Here is a 10,591-nt window from a genome sequence, read left to right as displayed (position 1 = left end):
TCGGCGAACTTGATCGCCGCCGCGAGGCCGATGCCCGACGAGCCGCCGGTCACCAGCACCACCTTGCCGCCCACCGTGCCGCGCAGCGAGCGGTCGATCAGCAGGGCGGGGTCGAGGTGGCGCTCCCAGTAATCCCACAGCCGCCACGCATAGTCGCGCAGGTCGGGGCAGGCGATGCCCGAGCCCTTCAGTGCCGCCAGCGTGTCGCGGCAGTCGAAGCGCGTCGGGTAGTTGATGAAGGTGAAGATGTCCTCCGGCAGCCCGAGGTCCTTCATGACCGCGGCGCGCACGCGGCGCACCGGCGCGAGCGCCATCAGCCCCTTCTTGACGCTGCGCGGGATGAAGCCCAGCAGCGCGGCGTTGATGAACAGGTTCATCTTCGGTGCGTGCGCGGCCTTGCTGAAGATGTCGAGCACGTCGCCGACGCGGTAGCCCTGCGGGTCGACGAGGTGGAAGCACTTCCGGTCGAGCTCGGCTTTCGCGTGGCTGATGTGGTCGAGTGCCGCGACGACGAAGTCGACCGGCACGATGTTGACGCGGCCGCCCTCGAGGCCGACGCTCGGCATCCACGGCGGCAGGATCTGCCGCATGCGCTGGATCAGCTTGAAGAAGTAGTACGGCCCGTCGATCTTGTCCATCTCGCCGGTCTGCGAATCGCCAGCCACCATCGCCGGGCGGTAGACCGTCCACGGGATCCTGCATTCCTTGCGCACGATCTTCTCGCTCTCGTGCTTGGTCATGAAGTACGGGTGGTCGAGGCCCTCGGCCTCGTCGAACATGTCCTCGCGGAACACGCCCTCGTACAGGCCGGCGGCGGCGATCGAGCTGACGTGGTGCAGGTGGCCGGCATCGATCGCGCGGACGAACTCGACGACGTTGCGCGTGCCTTCGACGTTCACGCGCACCTGGCTTTCCTCGTCGGCGGCCAGGTCGTAGACCGCGGCGAGGTGGTAGGCGTGGTCGATCGTGCCCTTCAGGGCCTTCAGCGCGTCGGCCGAGACGCCGAGTTTCTTCGCGGTGAGGTCGCCGTAGACCGGAATCGCGCGCGCCTTCGAGACGCCCCAGTACTGCAGCAGCTCGTCGACCTTGCCCTCGCTCTCCGGCCGCAGCAGGAAATGGACGGTCGCGCCGCGGCGCTGCAGCAGGGTCTTGACGAGGCGCTTACCGATGAAGCCGGTGGCGCCGGTGACGAAATACTGCATGCAGTCCTCCTGGGGCGGTCGGGTTGACGACCGGGATTGATTTCGTTCGATTCTTGACCAAAGCCGCTTGCGCGCTGCTGCGCGATTACCCGAGCCCGCCCATAGAGGCTGCGCCCTAGAGAAAGCCGGTGGCGCCCGCCGGAGGGCCTCCTATAGTGGCCCCGCGACTTTCACATCACCGACTCAACAACGGAAAGAGGAACCCATGGTCAAGAAACTCCAGAAGATGGCCGAGAAGAAGAGCGCCTCGGCGGCCGGCCTGCTCGACAGCGCGTTCGCCGGCACGGTGAAGGATTCGGCGCAGCAGATCTGGCTGGCCGGGCTGGGCGCCTTCTCGAAGGCCCAGGAAGAAGGCGGCAAGGTGTTCGACGCGCTGGTCAAGGAAGGCGTCAGCCTGCAGCGCAAGACGCAGGCCGTGGCCGAAGAGAAGATCGGCGAGGTGACGAACCGGATGAGCGGCATGGCCGGCGACGTGACCGCCAAGGCCGGCCAGCACTGGGACAAGCTGGAGTCGATCTTCGAGGAACGCACCGCGAAGGCACTGGCCAAGCTGGGCGTGCCGAGCGCAAAGGATGTCGCCGCGCTGACGAAGCGCATCGACGAGCTGAGCGCGAAGCTCGCCGGACTGAACGGCAGCGCAGCGACCAAGGCGCCGCGCAAGGCTGCGGCCAAGGCACCCGCCAAGACGCCCGTCAAACGGGCCGCACGCAAGGCTGCCTGAGCGGCTTCAGCCCATCGGCCGCCGCGGAACCGGCTCCGCCGGGCCGCTGGCGGCGCCCCCTTGAGGGGGAAGGCGCGCAGCGCCTCCGGGGGTGGTCAACTTTCTACCTCCGGGGTGGTCAACTTTTTCCKGTCATGGAGCGCTCCCACTCCTGGTCGACCTCCATGAAGGTCGTGACGCTCGCTTCGCGCACCTGCACATGCGTGGTGTCGCCGAAGTCGGACATCTGCCGGGTGCTGGCCGTGATGCGCGTGCGGGCCAGCGTGCCCGAAGCGCGGGCCCGCAGCAGCGTCAGGCCGCGTGCCGACCAGTCCATCACCAGCGTGTCGAGCTGGGCCATGGCCTTGCGCAGCAGCTCGGCCGGCAGGTCCTCGAAGGCCTTCATGCCCTTGGTCTTCAGCGCGCGCTCGAGCATGTTGAGGTGCACCAGCACCCGGCGCGAACGCGGATCGCGGTCGAGCACCGCAGCCAGTTCGAGCCGCATCGCCTGCACGTCGGCGGTGTCGGACGGCGACATCTTCGGCGCGAGCACCGAATCGCCGAAGCGGGTCGCCGGGTCGTCGAGCACCAGCTTGAAATCCAGGCCCTGGCGCTTCAGCCGCACCGGGCGGCGGAACAGGCGCTTCAGCCAGCGCACCGGGTTCTTCAGGAAGGCGTTCGGGTCGGCCGCGGGCTTCGCGGGCTTGGCAGCCTTCTCTTTGGTGACTTGTTTGGTGGCCTGTTTGGTGGCCAGTCTGGTGGCTTCTTTCGCAGGCGCTTTCACGGCCGCTTTCGCAGGTGCGTTCGCAGAGCGGACCTGAGCCTTCGCCACAGCCGGCGCGGGCTTCGGCTTGGTCTCGGGCTTGGATTGGGTCGGAAATTTCATGCTCTGCCTTGTCAGCCCGCCGGGCACTGCGGGGATCGTGCCACGAGGGGCCGGTGCGCTGTCATCGCGAAGCGCCGCCGGTCATCGCGAGCCGGCAATCCATCACGGTTTGATTGCGCACCGATGCGGTGCCAAACGAACCCCCCATCATCCCGCAAACCAGCCCGGGAACAGCCACAGCGCCCCCGCCGTCATCACCAGGTAGCGTGCGAACTTGCCGATCGCCATGAATCCGACGCAGGGCCAGAACGGCAGCTTGAGCCAGCCGGCCACCGCGCACAGCGGATCGCCGACGATCGGCAGCCACGACAACAGGCAGGCCTTCGCGCCGAAGCGCTGCAGCCAGCGCAGCACGCGCACCTCGTGCGGCTTGTGCTTCACGTGTTCGTAGGCCTTCTCGGCGCCGTAGCCCATCCACCAGGTGATCGCACCGCCCAGCGTGTTGCCGACGGTCGCCACCAGCACGGCCGGCCAGAACAGGCTGGGGTTGGCGCTGACGACGGCCACCACCATCGGCTCCGAGCCCATCGGCAGCAGCGTGGCCGACACCAGTGCGATCACGAAGACGGAAGAGAGTCCGAATTTCGGCAGCGCCAGCAGCGCGATCAGCGGGTCGATCCATGCATCCATCCGCGGGCATTATGCGCAGCCCCCAAGGGCTATACTCCTGCCTCCTTTTTTGGCACTCCCCCCCACCATGCCCACCGGCCCCGTCATCGGCGACATCACGCTGCCGAACCGCTTGTTCGCCGCGCCGATGGCAGGGGTCACCGACCGGCCGTTCCGCCAGCTGTGCAAGCGGCTGGGCGCGGGCTACGCGGTGAGCGAGATGGTGACGTCGCGGCGCGAGCTGTGGAACAGCCTGAAGACCTCGCGGCGCGCCAACCACGATGGCGAGGTGGCACCGATCGCGGTGCAGATCGCCGGCACCGAGCCGCAGGAAATGGCCGAGGCGGCTGCCTACAACATCGACCGCGGCGCCCAGGTGATCGACATCAACATGGGCTGCCCGGCCAAGAAGGTGTGCACCAAGTGGGCCGGCTCGGCGCTGATGCAGGACGAACCGCTCGCGCTCGCGATCATCGAGGCGGTGGTCGCCGCCTGCGCGCCGCGCCGCGTGCCGGTGACGCTGAAGATGCGCACCGGCTGGTGCCAGGCCGAGCGCAATGCGGTGGCGATCGCGCGCGCCGCCGAAGCGGCCGGCATCGCGATGGTGACGGTGCACGGCCGCACGCGCGAACAGGGCTACGGCGGCCACGCCGAGTACGACACGATCGCCGCGGTGAAGGCCGCGCTGCGCATCCCGGTGGTGGCCAACGGCGACATCGACTCGCCCGAGAAGGCCCGCGAGGTGCTGGCCGCGACCGGCGCCGATGCGCTGATGATCGGCCGTGCGGCGCAGGGCCGGCCGTGGATCTTCCGCGAGATCGCGCACTTCCTGGCCACCGGCGAGCACCTGCCGGCGCCCGAGGTGCTGCAGGCCAAGACCTGGCTGCTGGAGCACCTGCACGAGCACTACGGGCTCTACGGCGAACACGCCGGCGTGCGCACCGCGCGCAAGCACATCGGCTGGGCGGTGCGCGCGCTGCCCGGCGGCGAGGGCTTTCGCGCCCACATGAACACGCTCGACACCTGCGAGGAGCAGGTGCGGGCCGTGACGGACTGGTTCGATCAACTGGCCGGCACGCACCATCGGCTGCCCGCGGCACACCCCGGCGGCGCAGCGAATCACGATCTCATCGAACAACAAGCATGAGCAAGAAGCACATCGAAGAATGCATCCGTGACAGCCTCGAAACCTATTTCAAGGACCTGCGCGGCGTCGAGCCGAACGCCATGTACGACATGATCCTGAAGGTCGTCGAGAAGCCGCTGCTCGACGTGGTGATGAAGCATGCCGACGGCAACCAGAGCCGCGCCGCCGAATGGCTGGGCATCAACCGCAACACGCTGCGGCGCAAGCTGCTGGACCACAAGCTCACCAAGTAATCGAGGCCCCCCTCATGCAAGCCCTGCTTTCCGTTTCCGACAAGACCGGCGTGCTCGATCTCGCACGCGAACTGCACGCCCTCGGCTGCAAGCTGCTCTCGACCGGCGGCACCGCGAAGCTGCTCGCCGACGCCGGCCTGCCGGTGACCGAGGTCGCCGACCACACCGGCTTCCCCGAGATGCTCGACGGCCGCGTGAAGACGCTGCATCCGACCGTGCACGGCGGCCTGCTGGCGCGGCGCGATGTGCCGGAGCACATGGCGGCGCTGCAGCAGCACGGCATCTCGACCATCGACCTGCTGGTCGTGAACCTCTACCCGTTCGAGGCCACGGTGGCGAAGCCCGGTTGCACGCTGGAAGACGCGATCGAGAACATCGACATCGGCGGGCCGGCGATGGTGCGTTCGGCCGCGAAGAACTGGAAGGATGTCGCGGTGCTGACCGACGCGTCGCAGTACGCCGGCGTCGTCGCCGAGCTGAAGGCGGCCGGCAGCGTGAGCCGCGAGACGAAGTTCAAGCTGTCGGTGGCCGCGTTCAACCGCATCGCCGACTACGACGGCGCGATCAGCGACTACCTGTCGTCGCTGCAGGCCGACGGCAGCCGCAGCGCGTTCCCGGCGCAGAGCAACGGCCGCTTCGTGAAGTTGCAGGACCTGCGCTACGGCGAGAACCCGCACCAGGCCGCCGCGTACTACCGCGACCTGAACCCGGCGCCGGGCTCGCTCGTCACCGGCCGGCAGCTGCAGGGCAAGGAGCTGTCGTACAACAACATCGCCGATGCCGACGCGGCCTGGGAATGCGTCAAGTCGTTCGGCCCCGGCGACGCGCCGGCCGCCTGCGTGATCGTCAAGCACGCGAACCCGTGCGGCGTCGCGATCGGTGCGAGCGCAGCCGAGGCCTACAGCAAGGCGCTGCACACCGACCCGAGCTCGGCCTTCGGCGGCATCATCGCGTTCAACGTCGAGCTCGACGGCGCGGCGGCGGCGCTGGTCGTCAAGCAGTTCTCCGAGGTGGTGATCGCGCCGTCGTTCAGCGCCGAGGCGCTGGCGGCCTTCAAGGGCAAGCCGAACGTGCGGCTGCTGCAGATCGCGCTGCCGCCGGGCGGCGCCACGCCGTGGCTGCAGGGCCGCAATGCGCAGGACGTGAAGCGCGTCGGCTCGGGCCTGCTGATCCAGAGCGCCGACCTCCACGAGCTGGCGCTCGCCGACCTGAAGGTCGTCACCGTCAAGCAGCCGACGCAGCAGCAGATGCTCGACCTGCTGTTCGCGTGGAAGGTCGCGAAGTACGTCAAGAGCAACGCGATCGTGTTCTGCGCGAACGGCATGACGCTCGGCGTCGGCGCCGGGCAGATGAGCCGCGTCGATTCGTCGCGCATCGCGAGCATCAAGGCCGAGAACGCGAAGCTGTCGCTGAAGGATTCGGCGGTGGCGAGCGATGCGTTCTTCCCGTTCCGCGACGGGCTGGACGTGGTGGTCGACGCCGGCGCGAGCTGCGTGATCCACCCGGGCGGCAGCATGCGCGACGACGAGGTGATCGCCGCCGCGAATGAACGCGGCATCGCGATGGTGCTGACCGGCATCCGCCATTTCCGCCACTAACATCCGGGCATGACCCGCCCCGAGTTCGTCGGACTGCTGCTTTCGTCGATCGCTCGCCTGATCACCGGTGCCCAGGGGCACTGGTACGGCAGCCCGCCGAAGGCCGAGCAGCGCATCTACTTCGCGAACCACCAGAGCCACTTCGACTGGGTGCTGATCTGGGCCTCGCTGCCGCACGACCTGCGGGCGCAGACGCGGCCGATCGCCGCGCGCGACTACTGGACCTCGTCGCCGCTGAAGCACTGGATCACGCGCGAGGTGTTCAATGCCGTCTACGTGAGCCGCATCCGCACCGAGGACGAAGACCCGCTCGAGCCGCTGGTCGAGGCGCTGCGCAACGGCGACTCGCTGGTGATCTTTCCCGAGGGCACGCGCGGCAACAAGGGCGAGCCGCAGGCCTTCAAGGCCGGCCTGTACCACCTGGCCGAGCAGTTCCCCGGCGTGCAGCTGATACCCACCTGGATCGACAACGTGCAGCGCGTGATGCCCAAGGGCGAAGTGGTTCCGGTGCCGATCCTCTGCTCGGTGACCTTCGGCGCGCCGATGACGCTCGCGCCCGATGAAGAGAAACGTGCCTTCCTCGACCGTGCGCGTTCCGCCGTGATGGCGCTCAGCAAGGTGGCCGCCTGATGGGTGCGCTGCGTCAACTGACGGTGACCCAGCAGGTCGGCCTGCTGTTCGTGATCATCTTCGGGCTGCTGGCCATCGTGACCGGCCTGGCCTTCGCGCGGTCGCTGCGCGAGCTGTCGCCGGAGATGGCCGAGCTGACCGAGCGCTTCCGCCGCGAGCTGCGCGCGGTGTGGATCGGTACGGTGCTGTTCTGGGTGGCGTGGGCCTCGGGCGCATTCGTCGCGACGCTGCTGTTCGCGCTGATGAGCTTCCTCGCGCTGCGCGAGTTCATCACGCTGACGCACACGCGGCGCGGCGACCACCGCGCGCTGCTCGCGGCCTTCTTCGTCGTGCTGCCGGCGCAGTACTTCCTCGCCGGCACGCGCCACTTCGACCTGTTCACGGTGTTCATCCCGGTCTATGCGTTCGCGGCGTTGCCGATCCTCGCGGCGCTCGGCAACGACGCGACGCGTTTCCTGGAGCGCACCGCGAAGATCCAGTGGGGCACGATGGTGTGCATCTACGGCATGAGCCATGCCCCTGCACTGCTGCTGCTCGATTTCGAGGGCTACCAGGAACGCGGCGCCTTCCTGGTGCTGTACCTGGTGCTGGTGGTGGCCTGTGCGCAGGGCGTGCAGGCGCTGGCGAGCCGGCGGGTGCGGGCGCGGCCGGTGGCGCGGCAGATCGACCGCACGTTCTCGTGGCGCGCGTTCGTGATCGGCGCGCTCGGTGGCGGGCTGGTCGGCGGGCTGCTGTACTGGATCACGCCGTTCAAGCCGGCACAGTCGCTGCTGATCGGCTTCATCGCCTCCGGCTGCGGCACGCTGGGCTCGCTGGTGATGCAGGCGCTGAAGCGCGATGCCGGCGTGCGGCGCTGGGGCAACCGGGCGTCGGTGACCGGGGCGGTCGGCCTGCTGGACCGGGTGGCACCGCTCGCGTTCGCGGCGCCGGTGTTCTTCCATTCCGTGCGCTGGTATTTCGATGCCTGAGGAAATTCGCCCCCCAGTCGCTGCGCTCCTGCCCCCAAGGGGCGCCACCCCAGGGGCCCGGCAAAGCCGGTTCCCCGGGGCGTTGCTTGGTCCGGAACGACACGATGCGCATCCTGGGCATTGATCCGGGCCTGCGAACGACAGGCTTCGGCGTCGTCGACGTCGACGGTCAGGCGCTTCACTACGTCGCGAGCGGCACCATCAAGACCGATGCCGCCGACGCCGGCCACCTGCCGGCGCGGCTGAAGATCATCTTCGACGGCGTGCGCGAGGTCGCCGCGCGCTACGAGCCGCACTGTGCGTCGGTCGAGATCGTGTTCGTCAACGTGAACCCGCAGAGCACGCTGCTGCTCGGCCAGGCGCGCGGCGCGGCGCTGACCGCGCTGGTGTCGGGCAACCTCGATGTGGCCGAGTACACCGCGCTGCAGATGAAGAAAGCCATCGTCGGGCACGGCCAGGCGCGCAAGGAACAGGTGCAGGAGATGATCATGCGGCTGCTGAAGCTGCCCGGCCTGCCCGGCAAGGACGCCGCCGACGCGCTCGGCCTCGCGGTGTGCCATGCGCATGCCGCGAAGTCGTTCGCCGCGATCGACCGCGCGACGCAGCGCACGCGCACGACGCGGGCGCAGTTCAAGGCAGGGCGGACGTACTGAGGATGCGGACGATGTGGCAAGGCTTGGCGCGGCGCGTGGCCGCGGGGATCGCCTTCGTGGCCATGGCGGGCGCAGCCTGCGCGCAGGAGGGCCCGTCGTTCCCCCCGCTGGAAGCCTCCGGCCCCGCCCCCTACGTGATCGGCACCGAGGCCGATCTCGCCGCGTCGCCGAGCTGGACCGACCTCGAGGCCATCGCCCTGAAAGAGGCCCAGCTCACGCGCGGCGCCTTCGCCGGCGCCGATGGCGTGAAGATCCACTACCGGCTGTACCAGCACCGCGCCGAGACGCGCGGCGGCATCGTCATCTCCACCGGCCGCACCGAAGGGCTGGCGCTGTACCAGGAGACGGTGCGCGACCTGGTGCGCAGCGGCTACTCGGTCTACATCCACGACCACCGCGGCCAGGGCTTCTCGCAGCGGTTGCTGCCGCAGGACGATTCGATCGGGCACGTCGAGAACTTCGACGACTACGTGAACGACCTGGCCGCCTTCGTCGATGGCCCGGTGCGCGCGGCGCGTGCCGGCCGGCCGCTGCCGCTGTTCCTGCTGGCCCATTCGATGGGCGGTGCGGCGGCGGCTCTGTTCCTCGAGACCTCGCCGTCGGCGCGCATCGCGGCGCTGGCGCTCGTCACGCCGATGATGGCGCCGTGGGCCACGGGTGCCAGCAACGCCGGCGTCACGGCGCAACTGGCCGACTACCTGTGCGATGGCGGCACGATGCAGCTGTCGGGCATCGCCTGGCTGATGCCGAAGAGCTATGCCGAGGGCACGCCCTTCGACCCCGCCTACGAGTTGATCCGGCAACGCGCCCCTGATGCGCCGAACGCGCTGACCCACAGCGCGGCGCGCTTCAAGCGCCACTGGGACATGCGCGCGCAAGCGCGCTGCGACGGCCCGGACTGCGGCTCGCCGCATGCGAAGGTGGGCGGCGTGTCGTACCGCTGGTTCCAGCAATCCTGCGCCGCCGCGGAGCGGGTGCGCGGCGAGGCGGCTGCACGCATCCGCCAGCCGGTGCTGCTGCTGCAGGGCGAGCAGGACGTGGTGGTGAAGCCGTCGGCCCAGAAAACCTTCTGCGACAACCTCAACGCAGCGCACGGCGCCGGCTACTGCATCGGCCGCACGGTGGTGCAAGGCAAGCACTCGCTGCTGATCGAGGCCGACGCGGTCCGCATCCCGGTGCTGCACCGCGTGCTCGGCTTCTTCGACTGCGTGGCGAGCGGCGCGGCGCGCTGCGAGTGAGCCGTCTCCGGCCTGATGCGGCTCAGTGGTACTTGACGTAGTACCACACGCCCAGCGCGAGGATCACCAGCACCGGTAGGCCGATCGGGAACTCGGTGTAGCGCCGGCCCTCGAGCCGGAACAGCCAGGTGATGACCTCGCCGAGCAGCGTGCCGACGACCGGGCCGAACAGGAACCCGACCAGGCCGAAGCCGAGCGCCGTGCCGCCGATCCAGCGCACGAACACYGGCCGCAGGTCGGGCACGTCGATCGCCGCGTGGTACACGCCGAGCCACCAGGCCACCGCCGCACCGATCACGGCGCCGATCACCACGCCGACGAAACCCGACGCGAGGCGATCGCCGACATCCAGTCGAGCCATCGCGGCCCCGGTGCCTCAGTGCTTGCGGCGGTCGAGGCTCGAATGGCCCTCGATCGCCGGAGACGGGCGCAGGCGTTGCGGCGACAGCTCGTCGCGCGCGCGCTGCTCGAAGGACATCAGCCGGCCGAACTCGAACAGCACCAGGCCGATCAGGCCGATGCCGCCGGCCATCGCCAGCACCTGCGCGGCCGGCAGCGCATCGACGCCATGCAGCCACGGGCGCACCAGCAGGCTCGCGACGCCGATCACCGCACCGGCATGCAGGCCCACCGAGCCGGCGCGTTGCAGCGCCTCGGGCAGGCCGGTGGCCGGCCAGGCGTCCAGCGTGCCGGGCACGCGCGCGACGACGCCGATGCGGTACAGGCC

13 protein-coding genes are annotated in these 10,591 nt (G+C 69.3%); 8 read left to right on the top strand and 5 right to left on the bottom strand.

Translation table 11 applies throughout. The features are described 5' to 3' along the window. On the bottom strand, positions 1 to 1,202 hold a 1,202-nt coding region (locus AC1D15_RS08380; protein WP_477825619.1), incomplete at its 3' end, for an SDR family oxidoreductase. A 205-nt stretch (positions 1,203 to 1,407) separates the two neighbouring features. On the opposite strand from AC1D15_RS08380, the gene AC1D15_RS08375 reads away from it, so the two are divergent. Next, a complete protein-coding gene (locus AC1D15_RS08375) occupies positions 1,408 to 1,923 on the top strand; it encodes a phasin family protein (RefSeq protein ID WP_477825618.1) in 516 nt (171 codons plus the stop codon). Positions 1,924 to 2,041: 118 nt separating this feature from the next. Here AC1D15_RS08375 and AC1D15_RS08370 read toward each other — a convergent pair whose 3' ends face one another. Beyond that, entirely contained in the window at positions 2,042 to 2,686 is a 645-nt protein-coding gene (locus AC1D15_RS08370; protein ID WP_477825617.1) for a hypothetical protein, read from the bottom strand. 249 nt (positions 2,687 to 2,935) lie between these two features. Next, entirely contained in the window at positions 2,936 to 3,418 is a 483-nt protein-coding gene (locus AC1D15_RS08365; RefSeq protein WP_477825616.1) for a YqaA family protein, read from the bottom strand. Positions 3,419 to 3,485: 67 nt separating this feature from the next. On the opposite strand from AC1D15_RS08365, the gene dusB reads away from it, so the two are divergent. The 7 genes from dusB to AC1D15_RS08330 all read left to right on the top strand — a co-directional run bounded on the left by dusB (position 3,486) and on the right by AC1D15_RS08330 (position 9,864). Continuing rightward, positions 3,486 to 4,544 carry a tRNA dihydrouridine synthase DusB gene (gene dusB / locus AC1D15_RS08360; protein WP_047500783.1) on the top strand — a complete coding sequence of 353 codons (1,059 nt, stop codon included), beginning with the start codon at positions 3,486 to 3,488 and terminating at the stop codon, positions 4,542 to 4,544. Next, positions 4,541 to 4,777: a Fis family transcriptional regulator gene (locus AC1D15_RS08355; RefSeq protein WP_047500781.1), complete on the top strand. Its 237-nt coding sequence runs from the start codon at positions 4,541 to 4,543 to the stop codon at positions 4,775 to 4,777. Before dusB ends, AC1D15_RS08355 begins: the two co-directional genes overlap by 4 nt. A 14-nt stretch (positions 4,778 to 4,791) precedes the next feature. Further along, positions 4,792 to 6,375 carry a bifunctional phosphoribosylaminoimidazolecarboxamide formyltransferase/IMP cyclohydrolase gene (gene purH, locus AC1D15_RS08350; protein ID WP_465111164.1) on the top strand — a complete coding sequence of 528 codons (1,584 nt, stop codon included), beginning with the start codon at positions 4,792 to 4,794 and terminating at the stop codon, positions 6,373 to 6,375. Between the two features lie 9 nt (positions 6,376 to 6,384). Beyond that, complete coding sequence (locus tag AC1D15_RS08345) at positions 6,385 to 7,005, top strand: lysophospholipid acyltransferase family protein (protein WP_477825615.1); 621 nt, start codon at positions 6,385 to 6,387, stop codon at positions 7,003 to 7,005. Beyond that, entirely contained in the window at positions 7,005 to 7,973 is a 969-nt protein-coding gene (locus tag AC1D15_RS08340) for a phosphatidate cytidylyltransferase (protein WP_047500776.1), read from the top strand. The genes AC1D15_RS08345 and AC1D15_RS08340 overlap by 1 nt, the downstream gene beginning before the upstream one ends. A 104-nt stretch (positions 7,974 to 8,077) precedes the next feature. Further along, positions 8,078 to 8,626: a crossover junction endodeoxyribonuclease RuvC gene (gene ruvC, locus AC1D15_RS08335; RefSeq protein ID WP_477825614.1), complete on the top strand. Its 549-nt coding sequence runs from the start codon at positions 8,078 to 8,080 to the stop codon at positions 8,624 to 8,626. 11 nt (positions 8,627 to 8,637) lie between these two features. Then, positions 8,638 to 9,864 (top strand): alpha/beta fold hydrolase, encoded by a 1,227-nt coding sequence (locus AC1D15_RS08330; protein ID WP_477825613.1) that lies wholly within the window; start codon positions 8,638 to 8,640, stop codon positions 9,862 to 9,864. Positions 9,865 to 9,886: 22 nt separating this feature from the next. On the opposite strand, the gene AC1D15_RS08325 is transcribed toward AC1D15_RS08330, so the two are convergent. Both AC1D15_RS08325 and AC1D15_RS08320 read right to left on the bottom strand, forming a co-directional pair. Then, on the bottom strand, positions 9,887 to 10,225 hold the full coding sequence (locus AC1D15_RS08325) for a hypothetical protein (RefSeq protein WP_477825612.1): 339 nt from the start codon (positions 10,223 to 10,225) through the stop codon (positions 9,887 to 9,889). A 15-nt stretch (positions 10,226 to 10,240) separates the two neighbouring features. After that, a partial coding sequence (locus AC1D15_RS08320) for a hypothetical protein (protein ID WP_477825611.1) occupies positions 10,241 to 10,591 on the bottom strand: 351 nt, incomplete at its 5' end.

The organism is Rhizobacter sp. P2_H2, assembly GCF_056403375.1.
Note: the sequence above shows the minus strand (reverse complement) of the source record. Positions and strands in the feature narration are given on the sequence as shown.